The following is a 24,493-nucleotide window of genomic DNA, read 5'->3' as shown; positions in this document are numbered from 1 at the left end:
CGCGGTGACCGGCCCCGGGCACGCATGAGGGGCGGCCGCGTCGGCGCGGCCGCCCCTCACCCAAGTGTGTCCGAGGGCCTAGTGGCCCTGCTCGTCGCGGCGGCGCTGCCACCGCTGCTCGATGCGGTTCATCACGGTCCGGCGTTGCCTGGGCCGGCTGCGCTCGCCACCGCCTCCGGCTGCCGGATGCTCGCCCGGTTTGGGCGCCTTGCGCCAACCAGTGACCGCAAGGACCGCGCAGCCCAGCATGACGAGAAAACCCACCACGCTGATCCAGATCTGCTGGGCGACCATTCCGGCCATGAGGAGCGCGATACCCACCAGGAAGCCTGCGATCGCCTGGTAGACCCGTCGCCGGGTGTACGTACGCAGCCCGCTTCCCTCGAGCGCTGTCGCGAACTTGGGATCTTCGGCGTACAGCGCTCGCTCCATTTGCTCGAGCATTCGCTGCTCGTGCTCCGAGAGCGGCACGGAGTCCTCCTCGTCGTCGGCCGCGGGGGGCGGCCGGTATGCGGCCCTTCCAGGATAGGCAGGGAATCGCCCCCGTGAAACCCGCCTTCTTGCCCATCAGCCAGTCCGGGCCGCCACGACGGCTCAGCTGCTGAGGCGTTGATTCCCCAACCTCCGATCCGTCATGCCGGATGGTGTCCCCCGATCATACGGGGCGAAGCCCCCGATCGGGGGGCCCGGTGCGTACTCCGTCTGCCGCTGCGTCGCTGATCAGCCGCGCTACGGCCGAGCTACCACCGACCGGTCGGCGCTCAGGCGCGCTTGGTGCCCAGAACGTGCAGCTGCGTCGCGACCGAGTGGAAGGCGGGCAGCTCGGCCGCGGCGGACTCCAGCTTGAGCAGGGCCTCGACCGCACCGGGCTCCGTGTCCACCAGCACGCCCGGCACAAGATCCGCGAAGATCCGTACGCCGTGGACCGCGCCGACCTCGACGTCGGCGCCGGAGACCAGCTCGGTGAGCTGCTCCGCGGTGTAACGCCGGGGCACCGGGTCGCCCTCGCCCCAGCGGCCCGCCGGGTCGCCGAGCGCCTGCCGGGCCTCGGTGAAGTGTCCGGCGAGCGCCCGGGCCAGGACGGCACCGCCGAGGCCGGCGGCGAGCAGGCTGAGCGCACCGGACGGCCGGAGCGCCGCCACGGCATTGCGTACGCCTTCGGCCGGGTCGTCCACGTACTCCAGGACGCCGTGGCACAGCACCGCGTCGTACCCGCCGCGCTCGACCACCTCGAACAGGCCGTGGATGTCGCCCTGGACACCGCGGACCCGATCGGCGACCCCGGCCTCGGCGGCGCGGCGCTCCAGCGCGAAGAGCGCGTTGGGGCTGGGGTCGACGACGGTGACGCTGTGACCGAGACGGGCGACCGGCACCGCGAAGTTACCGGTGCCGCCGCCGGTGTCCAGGACATCCAGGGCGTCCCTGCCGGTCGCCTTCACCCGGTGGTCGAGGGCGTCCTTGAGGACCTCCCAGACCACGGCGGTACGGAGGGAGGCGCGGGGGCGCAGCTGGTCCGACACGGCAGATGACTCCTCGGCACGGTGCCGCCTCTGACGGCGGAGCGTGAACAGTGCAGGTGGTACGAGCGCTGCCCACCCTATTGCCTCACGCCGCCGCTGCCGTCATCCCGCGTCGGGCCGCTCCCTCCTGGCCTGCGGGAGCACCGGCTGAAGCACCAGCAGCCGCTCGACCAGACGCAGGAACATCGCCGCGTCACGCAACAGGTCGTCGGCGTCCCGCCGGCTGGCGGCGCCCGGTATCCCTGCCTCCGCGCGGGCCCGGCGGCGGGCGCCGGAGGCGAACAGCGCGCTCCACTCGGTCAGCTCGGGGGCTATTTCGGGCAGGACCTCCCAGGCGCTGCGGATGCGCTCCCGGCGCCGCCCGGACGTCTCCGGGCGGGCCCTCGCGGCGAGCACCGCGGCCGCGGTGCGCAGCGCTGCGAGGTGGGCGGTGGCGTACCGCTCGTTCGGCACATCGAGAACGGCGGCCTCGTCGAGGCCGGTGCGGGCCTTGGCGAGCAGATCGAGGGCGGCGGGCGGCGCCGTGGTGCGGCGCAGAACGGGGTGGACATCGCTTGCCGGGCCGGTCAGTGAGGGGGCAGGGCCGTCTGCGCGGCGCCGGGGTGCGGCTGCTGCGGACGAGTGGGCCATGACGAAACCTCCTGTCTCGTGTAACGGCTCCGTGGCCGTATGTATCCATCGTGAGGGGCACCACTGACAATCGGTCTCGACCCCGCCCTGACCTGTGCCTTTGCTTCGTTCGCAAGTTCGGGCTACCTTTTTGGACTGACCGGTCAGTTCAAAAGAGGGGGAGGGTCTGTGGACAGCCCGCACGGGGCATCCGTCACCGCCGAGAATTTCGGCCTCAAGGGGCCGCGCGGCTGGGCCTTTCGGGACGTGGGGATCGATGCCGGGCCCGGCTCGCTGGTGGCGATCGAGGGCCCGTCCGGCTCGGGCCGCACCTGCCTGCTGCTCGCCCTCACCGGCCGGATGCGCCCCACCGAGGGCCAGGCGAAGATCGGCGGGCTGCGCCTGCCGCGCAAGATGGCCGCCGTACGCCGCATCGCCGCGCTGGGCCCCGTCCCCGGGGTCAGCGAGCTCGACCCGGCCTTCACCGTCGCCGAGCACCTGCGCGAGCGGGCCCTGCTGCAGCGCCGCTTCGACGGCTCGCTGCGCGCCCTGCTGCGCCCGCGTGCCGAGCGGATCGCGACCGCCCGGGGGCGGATCGACGCGGCGCTGGACGCCACCGGACTCGACCCGGCCACGCTGCCCAAGGGCGAGCGGACCTCCGTGCGGGATCTGGAGCGGCTGGAGGCGCTGCGGCTCTCCATCGCCCTCGCGCTGATCGGCGGCCCCCGGCTGCTCGCGGTGGACGACACCGATCTCAAGCTCTCCGACGCCGAACGCTCCGAGGCCTGGGAGCTGCTGCGGTCCGTCGCGGCCGGCGGCACCACCGTGCTCGCCGTCTGCAGCCAGGCGCCCGAGGACGCGATCACCCTGCGCACGGACACCACCGCCGGGGCCGACCCGGCAGGGGAAAGCAAGACCGGGGGAAACACGACCGAGGAAGGAACGGCCGATGCGTTCGCCGAGACTGGCCGCGCTTGAGCTCAAGCGTTTCGGCAGGGGAAAGCTGCCGCGCGCCGCACTCGTCGCACTGCTGCTCCTGCCGCTGCTCTACGGCGCGCTGTACCTGTGGTCCTTCTGGGATCCGTACGGCCGCCTCGACAAGATCCCCGTCGCGCTGGTCAACAACGACAAGGGCGCCACCGCTTCCGGCAAGCGCGTCTCGGCCGGCGACGAGATCACCGGCAAGCTCCTCGACTCCAAGGTCTTCGACTGGCACGAGGTGAGTTCCGCCGAGGCCGACAAGGGCGTCGAGGACGGCACGTACTACCTCTCGCTCACCATGCCGTCGGACTTCAGCAAGCGGATCGCCTCCAGTTCCGGTGACTCCCCCGAGACCGGCGCGCTCCAGGTGCGGACCAACGACGCCAACAACTACATCGTCGGGCAGATCTCCCGCACGGTCTTCTCCGAGGTGCGCACCGCCGCGTCGACCAATGCCTCGCGCGGCTTCTACGACCGGATCTTCATCAACTTCTCCGACCTCCACGACGCGACGGCGAAGGCCGCCAAGGGGGCCGACGACCTCAAGGGCGGCATCGGCAAGGCCAAGAAGGGATCGGAGGATCTCGCGGACGGGCTCAAGGACGCCAAGGCCGGCAGCGGCCGGCTGGCCGGCGGGATCGTCAAGCTGAACAAGGGCGCGGGCGACCTGGAGACCGGCTCCCGGCAGGTCGCCGACGGCACCCAGCAGCTCGCCGACAAGGTGAACGGGGTGGCGGGCGACGTCCGTCCGTTCCTGAAGGACAACGGCAAGTCGATCGGCGACACCGCCCGGCTGGTCTCCGATTCCTCGAAGACCGTGCGCGACAACCTCGACCTGCTGGTGAAGGCGGCGCCCACTGCTGCCACCGCCGCCCACACCGCCTCCGACGACCTGGCCGAGATCCACCGCACCAGTTGCGTGGACCAGCAGCCCGACGACCCCGACATCTGCCCGCCCCTCAAGCGCGCCACAACCGCGGCGGCCGATGTCGCGAAGGTCGCCGACGACGTGAACGTACTGGTCACGAACCAGAACGGGGACCTGAAGAAGCTGCGCAAGCAGCTGACCACGCTCCAGCGGCAGGCCGACGACCTGGCCGAGCGCGCACCGCGGCTGGACGAGGACCTGGAGTCCGCCGTCAAGAAGATCAACGCTCTCAACACCGGCGCCCACAAGGTCGCCAAGGGCGCCGACGACCTGCACACCGGCCTCGCCACGGCCAGGACCGGCTCCGCCGACCTGGACTCCGGCGTGAGTGACCTCAAGAAGGGCGCGACGAACCTGGACGGCGGGCTGATCCGGCTCGGCGACGGCTCGGCCACCCTCGCCGACGGGCTCAACGACGGCGTCGGCAAGATCCCCGACTACGACAAGAAGGACCGTGACGCCCGTACCGGAGTGATGGCCGACCCGGTGAAGCTGGCCTCCCAGTCGCTGCACGCGGCCCCCAACTACGGCACCGGCTTCGCGCCGTACTTCATCCCGCTCTCCCTCTGGGTCGGCGCGATGGTGGCCTACATGCTGATCCAGCCGCTCAACCGGCGCGCGCTCGCCGCCGGGGCCTCCGCCTGGCGGATCGCCTTCGCGGGCTGGCTGCCGGTGGCCGCGATCGGCCTGCTCCAGGTGGCCGCCCTGATGTCCGTACTGCACTGGGGGCTGGGTCTGCAGATGGCCCGCGCCGCCGGAACGGTCGGCTTCCTGGCGCTGGTGACCTGCTGCTTCGCGGCGATCGTGCAGTGGCTGAACGCCCGGTTCGGAGCCGCGGGACGGATCCTCGTACTGGCGGTGCTGATGCTCCAGCTGACCTCGGCCGGGGGAACGTATCCCGTCCAGACCAGCCCCGGCTTCTTCAACGCGATCCATCCCTACCTGCCGATGAGCTACATCGTCGAGGGGCTGCGCCGGCTGATCACGGGCGGCGGCCTGGGACCGGTCTGGCAGGGCAGCGCGGTGCTGCTGGCCTTCACGGCGGGGGCGCTCGCCCTGACCGCGGTCGCCGCACGCCGCAAGCAGGTGTGGACCCTGGACCGGCTCCACCCGGAGCTGAGCCTGTGAGCACGCCGGAACCTGTGAGAATCGGGGGCATGGAAAGCAGCAGCACCACGCGTCGCCGGGCCACCCGGCAGAAGCTCTACGAGGCGGCCGTGACCCTCATCGCCGAGAAGGGCTTCTCGGCGACCACGGTGGACGAGATCGCCGAGCGCGCCGGGGTCGCCAAGGGCACGGTCTACTACAACTTCAAGAGCAAGACCGAGCTCTTCGAGGAGCTGCTGCGTCATGGCGTCGGCCTGCTGACGGCCTCGCTGCGCTCCGCGGCCGAGGAGACCGAGGAGCGCGGCGGCACCAAGGTCGAGGCCCTGGACGCGATGATCCGGGCCGGCCTGGTCTTCATCGACCGCTATCCGGCCTTCACCCAGCTGTACGTCGCGGAGCTGTGGCGCACCAACCGGGCCTGGCAGGGCACCCTCCTGGTGGTGCGTCAGGAGGCCGTCGCGGTGGTCGAGGAGGTGCTGCGCGAGGGTGTGGGAAACGGTGAGCTGAGCGAGGAGATCGACATCCCGCTGACGGCGGCCGCGCTGGTCGGCATGGTGCTGGTGGCGGCCCTGGACTGGCAGGCGTTCCAGCCGGAACGTTCGATCGACGACGTGCACTCGGCGCTGTCGCTGCTGCTGTACGGGCGGGTCAGCGGGCGCTGACCCGGCCCGGCCGGGCGCGTGGCAGTGCGGCGCGTGGCGATGCGGACGCGTCGAATACGGGCGCGGGCAATACGGAAGACGCCGGTCCGGCGAGGCTCGATCCCCCCGAGCCTCCGCCGGACCGGCGTCTTCCGTGCTGCCGGAGAGCCTTCCCCCGTGGCCTCGTTCTCCCCCGTGGCCCCGGGCCCTCCGTCGTGCTCCCCCGTGCTTCCCCGCTCTCCCTCGTGCCGGAGGGAGCGCCGCGACCGTTCCGCCGCCCCGTGTCGGCGGTGCCGGAGCCGCGCCCCTCTCCGTGCGTTCCACTCTCCCGTCCGCGCAGGTGGGAACCCATCCGCACACCTACTCATCTCCTTGCCTAGGTACGGATACTCAGGGCTGCGCACCGAACCCCTCCCCGGCGTTACGCCATCTGGTTACGATCACGTCCGTGTCCGTACTTCCTCTGGTTTTCACAAGCGGCTGGGCGAGCGGGATCAACGCCTACGCGGTGGTCCTGCTGCTCGGTGTGTTCGGCGCGACCGGTCTGACCGACGAGGTTCCCGCGTCGCTGCAGCGCACCGATGTCCTCGTGATCGCCGGCGTGCTCTTCCTGTGCGAGGTGGTGGCGGACAAGATCCCGTACATGGACTCGGTCTGGGACTCGGTGCACACCGTCATCAGGCCGCTGGCCGGTGCCGTCGTGGCCGCGCTGCTGGCCGGCGAGAGCGGTTCGCTGCCGGAGCTCGCGGCGGCCGCGGTCGGCGGGTCCACCGCGCTGATGAGCCATCTGGTGAAGGCGGGCACCAGGATGGCGGTCAACTCCTCCCCCGAACCGTTCAGCAACATCGCCGTCAGCATCGCCGAGGACCTGGGCGTCGCCGGGATCGTCACCTTCGCGATATTCCATCCGGTGGCGGCCTCGGTCATCGCGGGGACGCTGTTGCTGCTGGGCATCGTCATAGTGGCCTTCCTGGCCTCGAGAATCCGCCGGTATCTGCGCCGCAGGGCCCAGCGGCGGGAGGAGAAACGCCTGGCCGGAGCGGGTTCGCACCGGCCACCGGGGTGACTGTCGGTGGTGGCCGTTAAGGTCACTGACATGGCACGTATTGCGGTGATCGGCGCCGGGATGGGCGCGATGGCGGCGGCCGCCCGGCTCGCCGTGGCAGGCCACCGGGTGACGGTGTACGAGCGGTCGGAGACCTTCGGCGGTTCGGTGGGCCGGTATGCCCATGAGGGCTTCGTCTTCGACACCGGTCCGGCGCTGCTGCATCTGCCCGCCGTCTACCGCGACTTGTTCGTGAAGACCGGCAAGGAGCCGCTGGAGCGGTGCGTCACGATGACACAGGTCGATCCGGCGAGCCGCCATCTGTTCGCCGACGGCACGGCGGTCTCGCTGCCGAACGCCTCACGGGCCGGGGTCGTCTCCGCGCTCGACGGCGCGCTCGGTGGCGGTGCCGGCGCGGCCTGGGGCGAGTTCCTGGGCCGGGCGCGCGATGCCTGGGACCGGTCCCGTCGCCCGCTCCTGGAGGAGCCGTTGCGCTCCGACCGGGAGGTGTTCGGCCGCGATCCGTATCCGGCGCTCCGGCAGCGCAGGCTGCTGCGCTCCGCCCGGCAGGCGGGCACGGTCGCGGAGATCGGCGCGTGGGAGCTGGCGGACCCCCGGCTGGCCGCGCTCCTCGACGGGTACGCCCTGTCGTACGGGCTCGACCCGCTGCGCGCACCGGCGGCGGCCGCCCTGCTGCCGTACATGGAGGAGACGTTCGGCAGCTGGTACGTCTCCGGTGGGATGCGGGCCCTGGCGCAGGCGGTGTACGAGCGGTGCCTGGCCCGGAAGGTGGAGTTCGTCCTCGGCGCCGAGGTGGCCCGGGTCGTCGAGAAGGACGGCCGTGCGGCGGGCGTCGAGCTGGTGGACGGGACGGTCGCGGAGGCCGGTCATGTGGTGCTGGGTGCCCGGCCGTGGCCGGGGCTGGTGCCCGGTCAGGAGCTGTGGCAGGACGACGGCGTGACGGGGCGGCCCGGCCCCGGGCGCGGGGTGGTGCCGGGCCGGTTCATGGTGCTGCTCTCGTTGCGCGGCGCCCGGCCCTCGGACACCGTGCACCGGACGGTGGTGCATCCGGCCGACGGCACGGCGGAGCGCGAGGCGGTGTTCGGCGGTCGGCTCGCCGAGCGTCCCACGGTGACGGTGCTGCGCCCCGACGACCCGTCGACCCGCCCCGACGACGACCACGAGGCGGTGACGCTGACGGCGACGGTCGCCCCGCACGGCGCGGTGGACTGGATGGACCCGGCGGTGCGCGAGCGGTGTGCCGATTCGCTGATCGAGGCGGCGGCCGCGGCCGTTCCCGGGATACGGGAGCGGCTGCTCCGCGCCGAGGTGCGGACGCCGGCCGAGACCGCCGCGGAGACCGGCGCCGAAGGCGGTTCGGTGCCCGCGCCCGCGCTGGCCGGCGCGGGCGGCGCGTATCTGCGGCCGGGCAATCGCACCCGGCTGCCGGGGCTCTACACCGCGGGCGGCTGGTCGCACCCGGGCGGCGGGCTCGCACACGCGGGCATGTCCGGAGCGCTGGTCGCCGGGCTGATCGTGGAGGGCGACGGCTTCCGCGGCTCGCAGTGACCTCCGCGGCTCGCGGTGGCTCCCGCGGCTCCCGGTGATCCGGGTAGCCGCCCGTCGTCAGTAGCGGTACTGCTGTTCGTCGTAGCCGTTGCCGTTGTTGTAGCCGTTCGGGTACGGGGCGGGCTGTGCGGGCGGCTCCGGCGGTGCGACCGGGTACTGCTCCCCCTCGCGCTGCTGCGGCACCCAGACGCCGCCCGGCGGGGTCTCGGGAGCGTACTGCTGGGCGTACGGGTCGGCGGTGTACTCCTGCCGGCCGCCGAAGCTGTCGTAGCCGTTGCCGTAGCTGTCGTACGCGTCGTACTGCGGGGCGCCGCCGGTGGTGCCGGTCCCGATGTACGGGTCGGAGTAGGCGGCGTACTGCTGCTGATCGCTGCCGTAGTCGTACTGCCCGGCGAGCGGGTCCTGACCGGCGTACGTGTCGTGCCCGGCGTAGGTCTCCTGGCCCGGCGCACCGTACGGGGCGGGGCCGGCGTACGGGTCGTAGGCGGCGTACTGGCTCTGGGGCTGCTCCTGCGGGCTCTGCTCCTGCTGCGAGCGGTGGTGGTCGGAGTAGACGCCGTACTGCCCGGTGTCGTCCGGCATCGGCTCGGGTTCGTAGACCGCCGCGGCCGGGGCCCCGGGGGCCGCGGGCTGCGGGGAGCCCTCGTCGTACGCCATCTCCAGGTCCGAGACCTGGAGCGTGGGCCCGCGGCCCTCGCGGTCGCCGCCGCCGCGACGACGACGGCTCTCACCGGGGTTGCCCCCTATGGCCCAGCCGGTGGAGAACCCGCGCCGGAAGGAGAGCGTGACATACGTCTGGCCGGTCGCGAAGGCGATCGTGCCGAGGACGATGACGAACACCGACGGCATCAGCACGCCGACGACCACGATGCCGAAACCCGCGAAGGCGAGCAGACGCCATCTCAGGCGCGCCTTGTACTGCAGGAGCACCTCGCCGAGCAGCCACAGCGCGACGATTCCGAACGCGATGTAGAGGACCGTCCAGCCCATGCCCGCCCCCTCCTACGGCCACCCCCCGGGTCGCGGCGGGTACGGCCGGTCACGACTGCTTGTGCAGTCCGAGATTCTCGTAGATTTCGAGCGTCGCCGTCGAGTTGTTGAGCGTGATGAAGTGCAGTCCGGGCACACCCTCGGATCGCAGCCTCGCGCAGAACTGCGTTGCGAAGTCGATGCCAATGGAGCGTACAGCGGCGGGATCGTCCTTGGCGGCGAGGATGCGTTCTTTCAGGGACGAGGGGAAAGACGCGTTGCTGAGCTGCGCAAATCTGTCCAACTGCTTGACGCTGGTCAGCGGCATGACTTCGGGAATGATCGGGGTTTCGCAACCCGCAGCGACCACCCGGTCACGCATACGCAAATAGTCCTCCGGATTGAAGAACATCTGCGTGATCGCATAGTCGGCGCCGGCGCGGCACTTGTCCACGAAATGCCGGATGTCGGTGTCCCAGTCGGTCGATCGCGGGTGCATCTCGGGAAATGCCGCGACGCCGACACAGAAATCGCCGGATTCCTTGATGAGCCGGACGAGATCGGCCGCGTACCGCACGCCCTGCGGGTGCTCGATCCACTCGCCCATCGGGTCGCCCGGCGGGTCTCCGCGCACGGCGAGGATGTTCCGGATCCCGGCGTCCGCGTACTGCCCGACCATGTTGCGCAGCTCGGCGATGGAGTGGTTGACCGCCGTGAGGTGGGCGACCGGGGTGAGGGTGGAATCGGCCGCGATCTGCTCGGTGGCCTTCACCGTCCCGGCCCGGGTGGAGCCACCGGCCCCGTAGGTCACGGAGACGAAGCTCGGCCGCACCGCCTCGACCCGGCGCAGCGCGTTCCAGAGATTCCGCTCGCCCTTCTCGGTCTTGGGCGCCCAGAACTCGAACGAGTACGAGGTCTTGCCGGTCGCGAGGAACTCACGCACCGTGTGTGCGTGGTCTGTCCTGGTGGATGGTGTACCAAGGGCCATACCGGCAGGTTAACCAGAGCGCGACGGCCGATGGACCGGACCAGCGCGAATTGCCCGAATTGACTGGTTGTTTGTCCATCCCTCGGACAGTCGGCCGGATATCGCCTCCGGGGCTGCCGGAGGCCGTTTCCGGCCGGGCGGCCGGATCACGCCGCGGCGCGCTCCCGGATCCTCCTGGCAAGGCCGGCGGTGGCGGCGGCCGGGTCGGCGGCCTCGGTGATCGCCCGGACGACGACCACCCGGCGGGCCCCGGCGTCCAGCACCTCGTCGAGATTGCCGGCGTCGATCCCGCCGATGGCGAACCAGGGGCGCGGCTGGTCGAGCGAGGCGGCGTACCGCACCAGGTCCAGGCCCGGGGCGTGCCGTCCGGGCTTGGTCGGGGTGGGCCAGCACGGGCCGGTGCAGAAGTAGTCCACGCCGGGCTCGGCGACGGCCGCGTCGACCTCGGAGCGGGCGTGTGTGGAGCGGCCGATCACCACGTCCTCGCCGATGATGGCGCGGGCGGCGGGCACCGGCAGGTCGCCCTGGCCGAGGTGCAGCACATCGCTGCCGATGGCGTGGGCGACGTCGGCCCGGTCGTTCACCGCGAGAAGCTTGCCGTGGCGCCGGCACGCCTCGGCGAGGACAGCCAGGTGTTCGAGCTCCTCGGCCGCCTCCATGCCCTTGTCGCGGAGCTGGACGATGTCCACCCCTGCGGCGAGGACGGCGTCGAGGAACTCGGGGAGGTCGCCCTGGCGCCTGCGGGCGTCCGTGCACAGATAGAGCCGGGCGTCGGACAGCAGCGCGCGAGGCGTGGGCATGGTGCGGTTCCCCCTGGGAGAGCGTGGTGGAGCGGTTGTCGCCGGACAGAGCGGGCACGGGCCGCGCGCTCTCGCGCGGCCCGTCCCTCACATACGGCCGGCCGTCAGACGGCGAGCGCCTGGGCGCGGCGCTTCACCTCCGTGCCGCGATTCTCGCTCAGTGCCTGGGCGGGGGTGCCGGGCAGGGTCGGGTCGGGGGTGAAGAGCCATTCGAGCATCTCTTCGTCGTTGTAGCCGTCGTCCCTCAGGAGCGTCAGGGTGCCGGAGAGGCCCTTGACCACCTTGTCGCCGTCGATGAAGGCGGCGGGCACCTGGAGCGTCCGGTTCTCACCACGTCGTACGGCGATCAGCTGGCCCTCCTTGACCAGCTGCCGCACGCGCGTCACCTGGACATCGAGCATTTCGGCGATGTCGGGCAGGTGCAGCCAGGCGGGGACGAGAGCATCGATCTTTGCGTCAATCTCGGTCACGGGGACAAGCCTGCCATCCCGCACTGACAGCCGATACCCGGACTCAGCCCTTCAGGGCTACCGGACCACTCCGGCAGGACCTGTCCGGCGGATCAGGGCCGGACCGAACCGAGGTGGCAGCGGCTCTGCCGGTCGCCGGTGACCCAGCCGTGCGCGGTCGTCAGGGACCGTGAATAGCAGGCCCCGGTGTCGGTGGTGCCCCGGTACGTCTCGGACGAGGCGCCGTCCGCGGCCCGGACCGCGCCGTTCTCGCGGGCGAGGATGCCGGTCGAGTCCACGGTGTCGTCCGTGACCGCGTCCGTGCGCCACCGGTGCGCGTGGCCCGTCCTGGAGGTGTCGAGGAGCACCCGGCGCTGGGTGACGGCGCCCTTCAGCTCGTAGTTGTTGTAGTCGCCGTAGAACGGGATGTCCATGTCGACGTCGATGGGGTAGGACCAGGCGTGCCGCCGGGCCTCGGTATGTGTGCCGGTCTTCGTCGTCACGGTGGTGGCGCCGTGGTCGCGCTGGTGCATCGTCTGCTGCCGGCCGGTCCTGGAGACCGTGTCCTCGTTGGTGTACGAGAAGTTCTGCTCGACGGTGGTGGTGACCCGGCCCTTCGAGGTCCGGACGTAGCCCGAGATCTTCCAGGAGCGCCCGGTCGACACGGCGACATGGGTGGAGCCGTCGCCGCGCGGGGTCTGGACGGTCTTCACCACCGGCCGGTCGGTGAGGGTGTCGACGGTGACCCTGCCGCTGGTCCGGGCCGTGTGCGCGTCCGTGCGGAGGAAGAGCGAGCCGTCGACGATCCAGCTGTCGGCAGCGCCGTACGGAGTGATGCTGATGGCGTGCGGCCTGCCGTCGGCCAGCTCGCCTGCGAACGGGGTGAGGTCGATGTCGTACGCCTCGGTCCTGAACTGGTCGATGGCCGGGACCGGCCGCCACAGGGTCGGCACGATGCCGCCGGAGTAGACCACGGGGTACGGCTGGGCGAGGCCCGCGGGCCGCCCGTCCACGGCGATCTGCACCTCGCGGTAGGGACCGCCGCCGCAGAGGTAGTCCGGGGCGGTGGCGGCGAGGTCGCTGGGGACCGCGTCGAACCACTGCTCGTCGCAGCCGCCGCCGCGGGCGTACACCTGGAGGCGGGCGGCGGTCAGATTGCGCGGGAAGGTCACATCGGTGCTGGTGGAGCCGCCCTTGCCGACGGTCATCCAGGGGGCACCGGTGGACCCGGTGTCGCCGAGGGGAACGATCCGGTCGGCCGTGCTCGCGGCCGGGTGGCGCTTGTCGGCCCGGTAGTACGTGATCGTCAGCTTGACCTTGTACACACCGGTGTACGTGTCGTTGACAACGTTGCCGAGTTCCAGCTGGAGCTTCTGCGGATCCTTGAGCAGGGGCGCGAAGTCGGTGATGTCCTTGGCGACGTGCCAGCTGATGCCGTCGTCGTCGGGTTCGGCGGTGCTGGTGCGGAAGATCTCCGCGCCGCCGACGAACACCGCGGCGAGACGGTCGTACTGACGCCCCTTCACACTGGCCGACCAGTCGAGAACGACCTTGTTCCAGGGGCCCCGGCACTTGTCCGGCGGGGCGAGCGTGGTGGTGTAGGGCGGCCCGCCGAGGGTGTTGCCGAAGTCGTGCTCGACGGCCGTGACGGCGCAGTGCGCGGTGTCGGGCCGGGAGACCGGCGGCAGCGCGTCGACCGGGTCCTGGTAGTCGACGGCCGGGTTGGAGCCGGGCCTCGGGGCGCTGCCCGCGTCGGCCGGGGCGGCGAGAACGCCGCCGGCCAGGGCTATCGAGGCCGAGACCACGGAGATCCGGCGCAGGGCGCGGACCCATCTGTGTCGGAACATGTACTTCCTTCGGGAACGTGGCGGTGATCCTGGAACCGGTCGGTTTCATTCCGGGAACGAGTCGGTGATCCAAAAGATGTACAGTGCACCAATTCCGGCCGCCGTCCAAGGGGTTGCCCGCATTCCGGACACCCCTGCACGCTCCGCGGCCCGCTACTGACGGATCGCCGACTTCAGTGGTACGGCCGGGTCGGCGGCCCGTTCCGGATCGAGCCGCGCCCCCGCCTCGATGAGCTTGCGGCCCTGGGCCAGATCGCGCGGCCGGCCGACGGCGAGCACCGCGACCAGGACGTCGTCCCGCAGCCAGCACACCGACCAGACGGGTCCGGCCGGATCGCCGCGCCACAGCAGGGTGTCGGCGCCCCCGTGGTGGCCCGCGTACTGCACGAACCGGCCGAACTGCTCGGACCAGAAGTACGGCACGGGGTCGTACGTCACCGGCTCCGGGACGGCGTCGGCCGCCGCGCCGATGATGTTGGCGGCGGCGGTGCGCGGGCCCTGGAGCGCGTTGTCCCAGTGGTGGACGAGCAGGCGTTCGCCGTACCGGGCGGAGGGGAACGAGGCGCAGTCACCCACCGCGTACACATCGGGCGCCGAGGTGCGCAGCGCCCCGTCGGCGGTCACCGATCCGTCGGGGCCGAGCGCGATGCCGGAGCCGGCCAGCCAGCCGGTGGCGGGGCGGGCGCCGATTCCGACGACGACCGCTCCGGCCGGGACGGTACGCCCGTCGGCGAGGACCACCCGGCCCGGCTCGATGCGGTCGACCCGGGCCCCGGTGAGGAGTTCGGCACCGATCTCCGCGTACCAGGCGGCCATCGGGGCGGCGACCTCCGCGGGCATCGCGCCCGCCAGGGGCCGTTCGGCGGCCTCGACGACGGTGACCGCGCAGCCGGCGGCGCGGGCTGCGGTGGCGAACTCGGCGCCGATCCAGCCCGCGCCGACGACCACGACGCCGTGCTGCTGGTCGAGGACCGGCCGCAGCCGTGCCGCGTCGTCGAGGGTGCGCAGCAGATGGACGCCGGGAACGCCCTCGGTGCCGGGCAGGACGACCGGTTCGGCGCCGGTCGCGATCACCAGGGCGTCGTAGCGGACGGGCCCTTCCGGGGTGTCCAGTTCGTGCGCGTCCGGCCGGACGCCGGTGACCTCACGCCCCAGGCGCAGATCGATCTCCAGCGCCTCGAAGTCGATGTCGAAGGCGGAGTCCTCGGCCTTGCCGAGCAGCACCGCCTTGGACAGCGGGGGCCGGTCGTAGGGCTGGTGCGGTTCGGCGCCGATCAGGGTGACGGGGCCGGTGAAGCCCTGCTCCCGCAGGGCCACCGCGGTCTGCACCCCGGCCATGCCCGCCCCGACGATGACGACGCGGCGTCCCGCCCGCCGGTTTGGCTGCTCTGACTGCTGCTGATCGCTCACCCGTACACCATAAGCACCTGACTTATCGTCAAGAAAGGGCCGGTTCTTCGACCGTGCTCGTCCCGCTGCCCTCCTGCGACTCCCACTCCCACCGCTCGTCCAGCCGGATCCGGCCGTCCGGGAGGTCGACGACGGTGGAGACACAGTGGCCGCAGGAGGTCGTTCCGTCCTGTTTCAGCTGCACGTACCGGAAGTCGAGGGTGTCGCCGTCCCGGGTGCCGACGAGGTGGCCCCGGACCACGTCACCGCCCGCGTAATCGGCCCAGATCCGGCCGTCCTCCTCGTGGTACGCGAAGCGGGTACGGGTTCCGACCTGGCCGGGCGCCTGGTCGGCGACCGGGGCGAGGACGATCCCGTCGAGCGAACGGGCCACGGTGACAGCTCCCTTACTGGTCCGGTGGGACGGGGTTTAGGGTGGCCAACGTAAGACACTCGCGGGAGCCCGGACGCACCGGGCTGAGAGGGAGGCTGGGCGGCCTCCGACCGTACGAACCTGATCCGGGTCATGCCGGCGAAGGGAGGGGCTGGAAGCCCATGCGTTCTTCCACGAACGGAAACGGATCCGATGTCCTCGTCATCGGGGGCGGGATCATCGGCCTGGTGACGGCCTGGCGGGCCGCGCAACGCGGACTGCGCACGGCGGTCGCCGACCCCGAACCGGGCGGCGGTGCCGCCCGGGTGGCGGCCGGCATGCTGGCCGCCGTCACCGAACTCCACTACGGCGAACAACTGCTGCTGGGTCTCAACGTCGCCTCGGCGGCCCGCTATCCGGCCTTCGTGGCCGAGCTGGAGGCGGCGAGCGGCCGGGAGACCGGCTTCCGCGCCTGCGGCACCCTGGCCGTCGCGCTGGACTCCGACGACCGTGCCCATCTGCGGGATCTGCACGCCCTCCAGCAGCGTTCGGGGCTGGATTCGCAGTGGCTCACCGGCCGCGAGTGCCGTCGGCTGGAACCGATGCTCGCGCCGGGCGTCCGGGGTGGTCTGCGGGTCGACGGCGACCACCAGATCGATCCCCGCCGGCTGGCCGCCGCCCTGCTGACCGCCTGCGAGCGGGCCGGGGTGGTCTTCCACCGCGGCTGGGTGGAGCGTCTGAGCGTGAAGGGCGGCCGGGCCGTCGGGGCGGTGCTCGCCGGGGGTACGGAGCTGGCGGCCGACCAGGTCGTGCTCGCCGCGGGGAGCCTCAGCGGGCGGCTGGCCGGGCTGCCGGACGAGGTGGTGCCACCGGTCCGGCCGGTGAAGGGCCAGGTGGTGCGGCTGACCGTGCCAGCCGGGTACGCGCCGTTCCTGAGCCGGACGGTCCGGGCCGTGGTCCGGGGCGGCCACCTCTATCTCGTACCGCGCGAGAACGGCGAGCTGGTCGTCGGCGCCACCAGCGAGGAGATGGGCTGGGACACCACGGTCACCGCGGGCGGCGTCTACGAGCTGCTGCGGGACGCCCACGAGCTGGTCCCCGGCATCACCGAGCTGCCGCTCACCGAGACCCTGGCCGGCCTGCGCCCCGCCTCCCCCGACAACGCCCCGCTGCTCGGCCCCACCGCCCTGCCCGGCCTCCACCTCGCCACCGGCCACCACCGCAACGGGGTGCTGCTCACCCCCATCACCGGTGACGTCATGGCCGAGCTCCTCAGCGGCGGCGAGCCGCCCGAGCCGGCCCGCCCCTTCACCCCGCACCGTTTCTCCTCCGCCGCCGACTCCGTACGTCAGGAGCAGCCCGCATGACCGAGTCCGCACCTTCCTTCGGGGCCGCCGCCCTCTCCGTGTCCGTGAACGGCGAGCCCCTCCGCCTCGCCGGGGGCACCACCCTGGCCTCGCTCGTCGCCACGCTCACCACCGCGCACTCCGGTGTCGCGGCCGCCGTCAACGAGACCGTCGTACCGCGCGGCCAGTGGGCCGCCACCGCGCTCCTCGACGGTGACCGCGTCGAGGTCCTGACCGCGGTCCAGGGAGGCTGACCATGTCCGACGACCTCTTCACCCTCGGCGGCACCGCGTTCGGCTCCCGGCTGATCATGGGTACGGGCGGGGCGCCGAGCCTCGACGTGCTGGAGCGCTCCCTGACCGCCTCCGGCACCGAGCTGACCACCGTCGCGATGCGCCGCCTCGACCCGACCGTCCAGGGCTCGGTGCTCTCCGTCCTGGAGCGGCTCTCCATCCGCGTGCTGCCGAACACGGCGGGCTGCTTCACCGCCGGTGAGGCCGTGCTGACCGCCCGGCTGGCCCGTGAGGCGCTCGGCACCGAATGGATCAAGCTGGAGGTGGTGGCCGACGAGCGGACCCTGCTGCCCGATCCGATCGAGCTGCTGGACGCCGCGGAGATCCTGGTGGACGACGGTTTCACCGTGCTGCCGTACACCAATGACGACCCGGTGCTGGCGCGCCGGCTCCAGGACGTGGGGTGTGCGGCGGTGATGCCGCTCGGCTCCCCCATCGGCTCCGGGCTCGGCATCCGCAATCCGCACAACTTCCGGCTGATCGTCGAGCAGGCCCGGGTGCCGGTGATCCTGGACGCGGGCGCCGGGACGGCCTCCGACGCGGCGCTCGCGATGGAGCTGGGGTGCGCGGCGGTGATGCTGGCGTCCGCGGTGACCCGGGCCCAGGAGCCCGAGCTGATGGCCGCGGCGATGCGTCATGCGGTGGAGGGCGGGCGGCTGGCGTACCGGGCCGGCCGGATTCCGCGCCGCCACTTCGCCGAGGCGTCGTCGCCGGTGGAGGGGCGAGCGGTGCTGGACCCGGAACGCCCGGCCTTCTGAGCCGCCGGTACGGCGGTGGAACGCGTGTTCCTGTCACGGCTCGGCTTCAGTACGGCCCCGGGACCGCCCCGGCCAGTGGGTGGTGTCCGTGGCGGCTCGTAGACTCGCCTGCGTGGATACGACCCTCCAGGACCCTCTCGTCGGGCAGCTGCTCGACGGCCGCTACCGCGTCGATGCCCGCATCGCCGTGGGCGGCATGGCCACGGTCTACCGGGCCGTGGACACCCGGCTGGACCGGGTGCTCGCCCTCAAGGTGATGCACCCGGCGCTGGCCACCGACGCCTCGTTCGTCGAGCGCTTCATCCGCGAGGCCAAGTCGGTGGCCCGGCTCGCGCACCCCAATGTGGTCGCGGTCTTCGACCAGGGCGCCCAGGGGCAGTACGTCTACCTCGCGATGGAGTACGTCGCGGGCTGCACCCTGCGCGACGTGCTGCGCGATCGCGGCGCCCTCCAGCCGAGGGCCGCGCTGGACATCCTGGAGCCGGTCCTCGCCGCGCTCGGCGCCGCGCACCGGGCGGGCTTCGTGCACCGCGACATGAAGCCGGAGAACGTCCTGATAGGGGACGACGGCCGGGTCAAGGTCGCCGACTTCGGCCTCGTGCGCGCGGTGGGCACGGTCACCAACACCACCGGGTCCGTCCTGGGCACGGTCTCCTATCTCGCCCCCGAGCAGATAGAGGACGGCACGGCGGACACCCGCACCGATGTGTACGCCTGCGGCGTCGTCCTGTACGAGATGCTGACCGGCTCCAAGCCGCACGGCGGCGACACCCCCGCCCAGGTCCTCTACCAGCACCTCAACGAGCCCGTCCCGGCGCCGTCGGCCGCCGTCCCGGAGCTCCCGGCCGGGCTCGACGACCTGGTGGCGGGCGCCACCGCCCGCAACCCCGAGGCCCGCCCGTTCGACGCGGTGGCGCTGCTCGCCGAGACCCGTGAGGCCCGCGCCGGCCTCACCGACGCCCAGCTGGACGCCGTACCGCCGCAGGCCATCGCCGAGGTGCACGACGCCGCCGAGGACCGCACCAGCGTGATCCCGCGGCTGCTCCCGGCCGGCCAGGGCGTCTCGCACCACACCAGCAGGCTGGAGGTGCCCCCGCCGGCCGCGCCGCAGGGCCGGCGCCGCCGCGGGCCGCGGCGCTCGGTGATAGCCGTGGTCGTCGCCGTGCTGCTGGCGCTGGGCATCGGCACCGGTGTCTGGTACATCAACTCGGGACAGTTCACCCGCGTCCCCTCGCTGCTCGGCCAGACCGAGAAGGACGCCCGGCAGCGGCTCTCGAAGGCCGGTCTGGAGCTCAAGGGCGTCGACCGGGCGTACAGCGACACCGTGGACCGCGGCAAGGTCATCAGCAGCGATCCGGGGTCCGGCGACCGCATCAGGCACAACGACGCGGTGAAGCTCGTCGTCTCGCGCGGCCCCGAGATCGTGAAGGTGCCGGACGTCCAGGGCCTCTCGTCGGCCGACGCCAGGCGTGAGCTGAAGAAGGCCGGCCTGGTGCCGGGCATGGTCACCAAGGAGTTCAGCGAGGAGACGGCCCGGGGCGACGTGATCCGTACGGACCCGTCGGCGGGCACCGAGCGCCACCCGGACTCGGCGGTCGCGCTCCACGTCAGCAAGGGCGCCCCGGTGGACGTCCCCGACGTCACCGGGCTGTCCGTCGAGGACGCCACCGCCGCGCTGGCGGAGGAGGGGCTGAAGGCCAGGGTGCGGCCCGGCCGGGTCAATTCCCCCGAGGACGCGGGCGACATCACCCGGCAGTCGCCGGGCGAGGGTGCCGAGGCCGCCGAGGGAGACACCGTCGAGCTCACGGTCTCCGACGGGCCTCGGATGATCGACGTCCCCGACGTCACCGGCAAGGACATCGACGAAGCCACGAGCGAACTGAAGGACGCGGGCTTCGAGGTCAAGGTCGACCGCCCGTTCCTGTCCTTCAGCGACACCATCGCGAGCCAGTCCGTCGACGGCGGCGAGCAGGCCCCCGAGGGCAGCACCATCACCATCAAGACCAAGGGACTCTAGATCCATATGCGCAACCCAGTCGGCGGCCACATTCCGGTGGCCGGCGGCCTCGCCAAGGTCGGCCTCCCCTACGCCCGCGAGATGGGGGCGGAGGCCGTCCAGGTCTTCGTCGCCAATCCGCGCGGCTGGGCGACCCCCGTGGGCAACCCGGCCCAGGACGAGCGGTTCCGCGCCGAGTGCGCCGCCGCTTCGATACCGGCGTACGTCCATGCCCCCTATCTGATCAACTTCGGGTCGCACACCGAGGCGACCGTGGAGAAGTCCGTGGAGTCACTGCGCCACTCGCTGCGCCGGGCCCGCGAGATCGGCGCCCTGGGCGTCGTGGTGCACACCGGGTCGGCGACCGGCGGCCGGCCGCGCGACCAGGCCCTCGCACAGGTACGCACGCACATGCGGCCGCTGCTGGACGAGCTGACGCACGACGACGACCCGTATCTGCTGCTGGAGTCGACCGCCGGGCAGGGGTTCTCGCTCTGCTCGCGGACCTGGGACTTCGGCCCGTACTTCGACGCGCTCGACGCCCACCCCAAGCTCGGCATCTGCCTCGACACCTGCCACATCTACGCGGCGGGCCACGACCTGACCGGCCCGGTGGGCATGCGGCAGACCCTGGACCAGCTGGTGGCGACGGTCGGCGAGGGCCGGCTGAAACTGATCCATGCCAATGACTCCAAGGACGTGGTGGGAGCCCACAAGGACCGGCACGAGAACATCGGCGCCGGGCACATCGGCGAGGAGCCGTTCCGCGAGCTCTTCTCGCATCCGGCCACCGAGGGCGTACCGCTGATCATCGAGACGCCGGGCGGCAAGGAAGGCCACGCGGCGGATGTGGCACGGCTGAAGGGGCTGCGCGACCCGGACCGACGGAGTTCCCCGACCCATTGAGGGATACCCCATGGGGGTATACGGTTCCTGCTGTCGACAGGAGCCGCTACTCAGCATTCGGGGGTTCACCATGCAGCACGACACACACCACGGCCCGCACGGCCACCAGCACGACCGGCACATGGACCACGCGGACCACGCGGATCACGCCACCCACGCCGCCCACCACCCCGGCGGGGCGAGCTGGTCCATGGCCGCCCGGGCCACGTTGCACTGCCTCACCGGATGCGCCATCGGCGAGATCCTCGGCATGGTGATCGGCACGGCGCTCGGCTGGGGCAACATGCCGACGATGGTGCTGGCGATCGTCCTGGCCTTCTTCTTCGGCTACTCGCTGACCCTGCGCTCCATCCTGAAGGCCGGCGTCGACTTCCGTACGGCGCTGAGGGTCGCCTTCGCCGCCGACACCCTGTCCATCGCGGTGATGGAGCTGATCGACAACGGAGTGATCGCGCTGTGGCCGGGCGCCATGGACGCCATGCTCGCCGACACGCTGTTCTGGGGCGCGCTCGCGATCTCGCTCGCCGTCGCCTTCGTCGTCACGACACCGGTCAACAAGTGGATGATCGGCCGGGGCAAGGGGCACGCGGTGGTGCACCAGTACCACCACTGACGAACGGGACGCGGGACGGGGCGGTACGGGACGGAACCGCCCCGGGGCGGCCCCTCGGGTCAGAGCTCGGGGCCGTCCCCGGGCTCTTCCTGGTAGGAGTACCGCTGCTCGCTCCACGGGTCACCGATGTTGTGGTAGCCGCGCTCCTCCCAGAAGCCCCGGCGGTCGGCCGTCATGTACTCGACGCCCCGGACCCACTTGGGCCCCTTCCAGGCGTAGAGGTGCGGCACGACGAGCCGGAGCGGGAATCCGTGCTCGGCGGTGAGCAGTTCCCCGCCCTTGTGAGTGGCGAAAAGTGTTCGGTCCGAGGCGAAGTCGGAGAGCCGCAGATTCGAGCTGAATCCGTACTCGGCCCAGACCATCACGTGGGTGACGTTCGGCGCGGGCGGCGCGAGCTCCAGGACCGTACGGGCGAGGACTCCGCCCCATTCGGCACCGATCATGCTGAATTTGGTGACGCAGTGCAGGTCGGCGACTACCGAGGCGAACGGCAGCACCGAGAATTCCTGATGGTTCCAGCAGTGCTTCTCGCCGTCCGCGGTGGCCCCGAAGACCCGGAACTCCCAGCGGTCCGGCTTGAACTTCGGCACGGGCCCGTAGTGGGTAACCGGCCAACCGCGCTGGAGTCGCTGGCCCGGCGGAAGCTCGGACTGCTCTGACGCGCGTTGTTCCCGGCTTTCCGGCTGACCCATGTCTCCATGGTGACAGACAGGCAGGGGTGGTCCTGACCAGGGCGGGGGGCGATTCGGACAACTCACAGTAAGCCTGCACTTACTGGACGGCCATCGGGTGCGATGCGAAGATGCGGCCAACTTGCCCAGTCCACCGGTTGGAAGGAGCCTCTGCGATGCAGGGCGACCCCGAGGTCCTTGAGTTCCTGAACGAGCAGCTGACCGCAGAATTGACTGCCATCAATCAGTACTTCCTGCATGCGAAGATGCAGGACAACTTCGGCTGGACGAAACTCGCGAAGTACACCCGCTCCGAGTCGTTCGACGAGATGAAGCACGCCGAGATCCTCACCGACCGGATCCTCTTCCTCGACGGACTGCCCAACTACCAGCGGCTGTTCCATGTGCGGGTGGGCCAGACGGTCACCGAGATGTTCCAGGCCGACCGCCAGGTCGAGGTCGAGGCGATCGACCGCCTCAAGCGCGGGATCGAGCTGATGCGCGGCAAGGGCGACATCACGTCCGCGAACATCTTCGAGTCGATCCTGGCGGACGAGGAACACCACATCGACTACCTCGACACCCAGCTGGAACTGGTCGAGAAGCTCGGTGAGCCGCTCTACATCGCCCAGCTGATCGAGCAGCCGGACAGCTAGGGCCTCTCGTTCGGATCATGCCGGGCCAACGGTCAGGCCGCGTCGGGAAGCGGAATTCCCGGTGCCATGCCGGGGGCGATGCCCGGTTCGGTTCCGGGGCCGGTTCCGGCGCCCGTGCCGGTGTCATCGGCGGCGCCCGGCATCCGCTTCCGGTCGAGCAGCTCGCGGCGCGGGCAGGCGCCGCGGCCGAGCATCGCCTGGATGGCCCGGACGCAGCCGCCGCAGTCCGTGCCCGCCTTGCAGGCGGAGGCTATCTGCCTGGGTGTGCAGGCCCCGGCGTCCGCATGATCCTTGACCTGCTTCTCCGTGATGCCGAAGCATGAGCAGACGTACACGCGGTTCACCTCCCGGCGGGATCGGTCGTTCGCTGCCACCCCGTTTATCGGTGAGGCTAACCTAACCTTACCCGGCGCCCAGGGGCGCCAAAAGCCCCCGGACGCCCTGTGGGGCACGGATCACATCGATCCGTGCCCCACAGTCGTACGCCCGCTGCCTGCGGTGTCGCCTACTGGTCCCGGTACATCTCGGCGACCAGGAACGCCAGGTCGAGGGACTGGCTGCGGTTGAGCCGCGGGTCACAGGCCGTCTCGTAGCGCTGGTGCAGATCGTCCACGAAGATCTCGTGTCCGCCGCCCACGCACTCGGTGACGTCGTCACCGGTGAGCTCGACGTGGATGCCGCCCGGGTGCGTGCCGAGACCCTTGTGCACTTCGAAGAAGCCCTTGACCTCGTCCAGGACGTCGTCGAAGCGGCGCGTCTTGTGGCCGGAGGCGGCCTCGAAGGTGTTGCCGTGCATCGGGTCGGTCACCCACGCCACGGTGGCTCCGGAGGCGGTGACCTTCTCGACCAGGGCCGGGAGCTTGTCGCGGACCTTGTCGGCGCCCATCCGGACGATGAAGGTCAGCCGGCCGGGCTCGCGCTCGGGGTCGAGGCGGTCGATGTAGCCGAGCGCCTCGTCGACCGTGGTGGTCGGGCCGAGCTTGATGCCGATGGGGTTGCGGATCTTCGAGGCGAACTCGATGTGCGCACCGTCCATCTGGCGGGTGCGCTCACCGATCCAGACCATGTGGCCGGAGGTGTCGTACAGCTCGCCGGTGCGCGAGTCGGTACGGGTCAGCGCCGACTCGTAGTCCAGCAGCAGGCCCTCGTGCGAGGAGTAGAACTCGACCGCCTTGAACTCGGCCGGGTCCGTGCCGCACGCCTTCATGAAGTTCAGCGCGTTGTCGATCTCGCGGGCGAGCGCCTCGTAGCGCTGGCCGGACGGGGACGACTTCACGAAGTCCTGGTTCCAGGCGTGCACCTGGCGCAGGTCGGCGTAACCGCCGGTGGTGAAGGCGCGGACCAGGTTCAGCGTGGAAGCGGATGCGTGGTACATCTGCTTCAGCCGCTCCGGGTCCGGGACGCGGTCCTTCTCGGTGAAGGCGAAGCCGTTGACGGAATCGCCGCGGTAGGTCGGCAGGGTGACGCCGTCACGGGTCTCGGTCGGCTTGGAGCGCGGCTTGGAGTACTGCCCGGCGATCCGGCCCACCTTGACCACGGGCACGGAGGCCGCGTACGTGAGGACGGCGCTCATCTGGAGCAGCGTCTTCAGCTTGGCCCGGATGTGGTCGGCCGACACGGCGTCGAATGCCTCGGCACAGTCGCCGCCCTGCAGCAGGAACGCCTCGCCCTTGGCGACGGCTCCCATGCGGGCGCGCAGCTGGTCGCACTCACCCGCGAACACGAGGGGCGGATACGACGCGAGGTCCGCGAGTACATCGCGCAGAGCCTCGGCATCGGGGTACTCGGGCTGCTGCGCCGCGGGAAGGTCTCGCCAGGTGTGGCCACCGGCGACGGAGGTATTGGCGTTCACGGTCACATCCCCAACATTACGGGGTTCGGCGGTGGGTCCATCCACAGGCTCAATAGTTGAGACACGCGCTCGGACGAGACCCGGCGTCCGCTAGGGTTCGGAACATGTTCGCGCAGACAAACCAGAACTGGTGGTGGACCGCTCATCCGGCGGCCCACTGACAATCGCGCGCTACAGACCACGCGAA

26 protein-coding genes and 1 riboswitch are annotated in these 24,493 nt (G+C 71.4%); of the genes, 13 read left to right on the top strand and 13 right to left on the bottom strand.

Translation table 11 applies throughout. The annotated features are described in order from the left end of the window. Positions 1-78: 78 nt before the first annotated feature. From ACFVH0_RS30120 to ACFVH0_RS30110, 3 genes are all read right to left on the bottom strand, one after another. On the bottom strand, positions 79-471 hold the full coding sequence (locus ACFVH0_RS30120; protein WP_385825293.1) for a DUF3040 domain-containing protein: 393 nt from the start codon (positions 469-471) through the stop codon (positions 79-81). Positions 472-761: 290 nt separating this feature from the next. Further along, positions 762-1,520 carry a class I SAM-dependent methyltransferase gene (locus tag ACFVH0_RS30115; RefSeq protein WP_385825291.1) on the bottom strand — a complete coding sequence of 253 codons (759 nt, stop codon included), beginning with the start codon at positions 1,518-1,520 and terminating at the stop codon, positions 762-764. A gap of 102 nt (positions 1,521-1,622) precedes the next feature. After that, positions 1,623-2,150, bottom strand: a complete 528-nt coding sequence (locus ACFVH0_RS30110) for an SAV_6107 family HEPN domain-containing protein (protein ID WP_124718163.1) — start codon at positions 2,148-2,150, stop codon at positions 1,623-1,625. A 168-nt stretch (positions 2,151-2,318) separates the two neighbouring features. On the opposite strand from ACFVH0_RS30110, the gene ACFVH0_RS30105 reads away from it, so the two are divergent. From ACFVH0_RS30105 to ACFVH0_RS30085, 5 genes are all read left to right on the top strand, one after another. Next, positions 2,319-3,107, top strand: a complete 789-nt coding sequence (locus tag ACFVH0_RS30105) for an ATP-binding cassette domain-containing protein (RefSeq protein ID WP_385825289.1) — start codon at positions 2,319-2,321, stop codon at positions 3,105-3,107. Further along, complete coding sequence (locus ACFVH0_RS30100; RefSeq protein ID WP_385825287.1) at positions 3,079-5,166, top strand: YhgE/Pip family protein; 2,088 nt, start codon at positions 3,079-3,081, stop codon at positions 5,164-5,166. Before ACFVH0_RS30105 ends, ACFVH0_RS30100 begins: the two co-directional genes overlap by 29 nt. A 29-nt stretch (positions 5,167-5,195) precedes the next feature. Then, positions 5,196-5,807, top strand: coding sequence for a TetR/AcrR family transcriptional regulator (locus ACFVH0_RS30095; RefSeq protein WP_385825284.1), 612 nt, complete (start codon positions 5,196-5,198; stop codon positions 5,805-5,807). A 427-nt stretch (positions 5,808-6,234) separates the two neighbouring features. Next, on the top strand, positions 6,235-6,852 hold the full coding sequence (locus ACFVH0_RS30090; RefSeq protein ID WP_385825282.1) for a DUF4126 domain-containing protein: 618 nt from the start codon (positions 6,235-6,237) through the stop codon (positions 6,850-6,852). 30 nt (positions 6,853-6,882) lie between these two features. Beyond that, positions 6,883-8,400 (top strand): phytoene desaturase family protein, encoded by a 1,518-nt coding sequence (locus ACFVH0_RS30085; RefSeq protein ID WP_385825280.1) that lies wholly within the window; start codon positions 6,883-6,885, stop codon positions 8,398-8,400. 57 nt (positions 8,401-8,457) lie between these two features. On the opposite strand, the gene ACFVH0_RS30080 is transcribed toward ACFVH0_RS30085, so the two are convergent. The 7 genes from ACFVH0_RS30080 to ACFVH0_RS30050 all read right to left on the bottom strand — a co-directional run bounded on the left by ACFVH0_RS30080 (position 8,458) and on the right by ACFVH0_RS30050 (position 15,236). Then, a complete protein-coding gene (locus tag ACFVH0_RS30080; RefSeq protein WP_385825278.1) occupies positions 8,458-9,390 on the bottom strand; it encodes a hypothetical protein in 933 nt (310 codons plus the stop codon). 49 nt (positions 9,391-9,439) lie between these two features. Continuing rightward, a complete protein-coding gene (gene metF, locus ACFVH0_RS30075) occupies positions 9,440-10,357 on the bottom strand; it encodes a methylenetetrahydrofolate reductase [NAD(P)H] (RefSeq protein WP_385825276.1) in 918 nt (305 codons plus the stop codon). A 146-nt stretch (positions 10,358-10,503) separates the two neighbouring features. Beyond that, positions 10,504-11,157 (bottom strand): thiamine phosphate synthase, encoded by a 654-nt coding sequence (gene thiE / locus ACFVH0_RS30070; RefSeq protein ID WP_385825274.1) that lies wholly within the window; start codon positions 11,155-11,157, stop codon positions 10,504-10,506. 104 nt (positions 11,158-11,261) lie between these two features. After that, positions 11,262-11,627: an Rv2175c family DNA-binding protein gene (locus tag ACFVH0_RS30065; protein WP_124718155.1), complete on the bottom strand. Its 366-nt coding sequence runs from the start codon at positions 11,625-11,627 to the stop codon at positions 11,262-11,264. Positions 11,628-11,719: 92 nt separating this feature from the next. Then, positions 11,720-13,453 carry a peptide-N4-asparagine amidase gene (locus ACFVH0_RS30060; RefSeq protein WP_385825272.1) on the bottom strand — a complete coding sequence of 578 codons (1,734 nt, stop codon included), beginning with the start codon at positions 13,451-13,453 and terminating at the stop codon, positions 11,720-11,722. A gap of 153 nt (positions 13,454-13,606) precedes the next feature. After that, complete coding sequence (locus ACFVH0_RS30055; protein ID WP_385825270.1) at positions 13,607-14,863, bottom strand: NAD(P)/FAD-dependent oxidoreductase; 1,257 nt, start codon at positions 14,861-14,863, stop codon at positions 13,607-13,609. A gap of 28 nt (positions 14,864-14,891) precedes the next feature. Next, positions 14,892-15,236 (bottom strand): hypothetical protein, encoded by a 345-nt coding sequence (locus ACFVH0_RS30050; RefSeq protein ID WP_385825268.1) that lies wholly within the window; start codon positions 15,234-15,236, stop codon positions 14,892-14,894. A gap of 51 nt (positions 15,237-15,287) precedes the next feature. Further along, a riboswitch (TPP riboswitch) is annotated at positions 15,288-15,400 on the top strand. Between ACFVH0_RS30050 and thiO the strand changes: the two genes are divergently transcribed. From thiO to ACFVH0_RS30020, 6 genes are all read left to right on the top strand, one after another. Continuing rightward, positions 15,398-16,582 (top strand): glycine oxidase ThiO, encoded by a 1,185-nt coding sequence (thiO, locus tag ACFVH0_RS30045; RefSeq protein ID WP_385825266.1) that lies wholly within the window; start codon positions 15,398-15,400, stop codon positions 16,580-16,582. Its footprint overlaps the riboswitch before it by 3 nt. Continuing rightward, entirely contained in the window at positions 16,579-16,815 is a 237-nt protein-coding gene (gene thiS / locus ACFVH0_RS30040; protein ID WP_385825263.1) for a sulfur carrier protein ThiS, read from the top strand. Before thiO ends, thiS begins: the two co-directional genes overlap by 4 nt. 2 nt (positions 16,816-16,817) lie before the next feature. Continuing rightward, positions 16,818-17,612, top strand: coding sequence for a thiazole synthase (locus tag ACFVH0_RS30035; RefSeq protein ID WP_385825261.1), 795 nt, complete (start codon positions 16,818-16,820; stop codon positions 17,610-17,612). Positions 17,613-17,724: 112 nt separating this feature from the next. Then, positions 17,725-19,629: a Stk1 family PASTA domain-containing Ser/Thr kinase gene (pknB, locus tag ACFVH0_RS30030; protein WP_385825259.1), complete on the top strand. Its 1,905-nt coding sequence runs from the start codon at positions 17,725-17,727 to the stop codon at positions 19,627-19,629. A 6-nt stretch (positions 19,630-19,635) separates the two neighbouring features. Continuing rightward, on the top strand, positions 19,636-20,514 hold the full coding sequence (locus tag ACFVH0_RS30025) for a deoxyribonuclease IV (RefSeq protein WP_385825257.1): 879 nt from the start codon (positions 19,636-19,638) through the stop codon (positions 20,512-20,514). Positions 20,515-20,584: 70 nt separating this feature from the next. Then, positions 20,585-21,127 carry a DUF4396 domain-containing protein gene (locus ACFVH0_RS30020; RefSeq protein ID WP_385825255.1) on the top strand — a complete coding sequence of 181 codons (543 nt, stop codon included), beginning with the start codon at positions 20,585-20,587 and terminating at the stop codon, positions 21,125-21,127. 59 nt (positions 21,128-21,186) lie between these two features. On the opposite strand, the gene ACFVH0_RS30015 is transcribed toward ACFVH0_RS30020, so the two are convergent. Then, complete coding sequence (locus tag ACFVH0_RS30015; protein ID WP_384761022.1) at positions 21,187-21,819, bottom strand: sulfite oxidase-like oxidoreductase; 633 nt, start codon at positions 21,817-21,819, stop codon at positions 21,187-21,189. A 155-nt stretch (positions 21,820-21,974) separates the two neighbouring features. On the opposite strand from ACFVH0_RS30015, the gene bfr reads away from it, so the two are divergent. Continuing rightward, on the top strand, positions 21,975-22,454 hold the full coding sequence (gene bfr / locus ACFVH0_RS30010) for a bacterioferritin (protein WP_124718145.1): 480 nt from the start codon (positions 21,975-21,977) through the stop codon (positions 22,452-22,454). 32 nt (positions 22,455-22,486) lie between these two features. On the opposite strand, the gene ACFVH0_RS30005 is transcribed toward bfr, so the two are convergent. Then, positions 22,487-22,798, bottom strand: a complete 312-nt coding sequence (locus tag ACFVH0_RS30005) for a bacterioferritin-associated ferredoxin (protein ID WP_385825253.1) — start codon at positions 22,796-22,798, stop codon at positions 22,487-22,489. 161 nt (positions 22,799-22,959) lie between these two features. Continuing rightward, positions 22,960-24,306, bottom strand: coding sequence for a class II 3-deoxy-7-phosphoheptulonate synthase (locus tag ACFVH0_RS30000; protein ID WP_385825251.1), 1,347 nt, complete (start codon positions 24,304-24,306; stop codon positions 22,960-22,962). A 104-nt stretch (positions 24,307-24,410) separates the two neighbouring features. Here ACFVH0_RS30000 and ACFVH0_RS29995 point away from each other — a divergent pair, with 104 nt between their 5' ends. Then, on the top strand, positions 24,411-24,467 hold the full coding sequence (locus ACFVH0_RS29995) for a trp operon leader peptide (RefSeq protein WP_107408160.1): 57 nt from the start codon (positions 24,411-24,413) through the stop codon (positions 24,465-24,467). Positions 24,468-24,493: the final 26 nt, after the last annotated feature.

It is taken from the genome of Streptomyces sp. NPDC127117, assembly GCF_042677325.1.
Lineage (GTDB): Bacteria > Actinomycetota > Actinomycetes > Streptomycetales > Streptomycetaceae > Streptomyces.
Note: the sequence above shows the minus strand (reverse complement) of the source record. Positions and strands in the feature narration are given on the sequence as shown.

Coding starts and splice junctions, on each gene's coding strand:
- ACFVH0_RS30100 (WP_385825287.1), top strand. CDS start 3,079: ATGCGTTCGCCGAGACTGGCCGCGCTTGAGCTCAAGCGTTTCGGCAGG.
- ACFVH0_RS30025 (WP_385825257.1), top strand. CDS start 19,636: ATGCGCAACCCAGTCGGCGGCCACATTCCGGTGGCCGGCGGCCTCGCC.
- ACFVH0_RS30020 (WP_385825255.1), top strand. CDS start 20,585: ATGCAGCACGACACACACCACGGCCCGCACGGCCACCAGCACGACCGG.
- thiO (WP_385825266.1), top strand. CDS start 15,398: ATGCGTTCTTCCACGAACGGAAACGGATCCGATGTCCTCGTCATCGGG.
- thiS (WP_385825263.1), top strand. CDS start 16,579: ATGACCGAGTCCGCACCTTCCTTCGGGGCCGCCGCCCTCTCCGTGTCC.
- ACFVH0_RS30110 (WP_124718163.1), bottom strand. CDS start 2,150: ATGGCCCACTCGTCCGCAGCAGCCGCACCCCGGCGCCGCGCAGACGGC.
- ACFVH0_RS30015 (WP_384761022.1), bottom strand. CDS start 21,819: ATGGGTCAGCCGGAAAGCCGGGAACAACGCGCGTCAGAGCAGTCCGAG.
- metF (WP_385825276.1), bottom strand. CDS start 10,357: ATGGCCCTTGGTACACCATCCACCAGGACAGACCACGCACACACGGTG.
- thiE (WP_385825274.1), bottom strand. CDS start 11,157: ATGCCCACGCCTCGCGCGCTGCTGTCCGACGCCCGGCTCTATCTGTGC.
- ACFVH0_RS30085 (WP_385825280.1), top strand. CDS start 6,883: ATGGCACGTATTGCGGTGATCGGCGCCGGGATGGGCGCGATGGCGGCG.
- ACFVH0_RS30095 (WP_385825284.1), top strand. CDS start 5,196: ATGGAAAGCAGCAGCACCACGCGTCGCCGGGCCACCCGGCAGAAGCTC.
- bfr (WP_124718145.1), top strand. CDS start 21,975: ATGCAGGGCGACCCCGAGGTCCTTGAGTTCCTGAACGAGCAGCTGACC.
- ACFVH0_RS30060 (WP_385825272.1), bottom strand. CDS start 13,453: ATGTTCCGACACAGATGGGTCCGCGCCCTGCGCCGGATCTCCGTGGTC.
- ACFVH0_RS30035 (WP_385825261.1), top strand. CDS start 16,818: ATGTCCGACGACCTCTTCACCCTCGGCGGCACCGCGTTCGGCTCCCGG.
- ACFVH0_RS30080 (WP_385825278.1), bottom strand. CDS start 9,390: ATGGGCTGGACGGTCCTCTACATCGCGTTCGGAATCGTCGCGCTGTGG.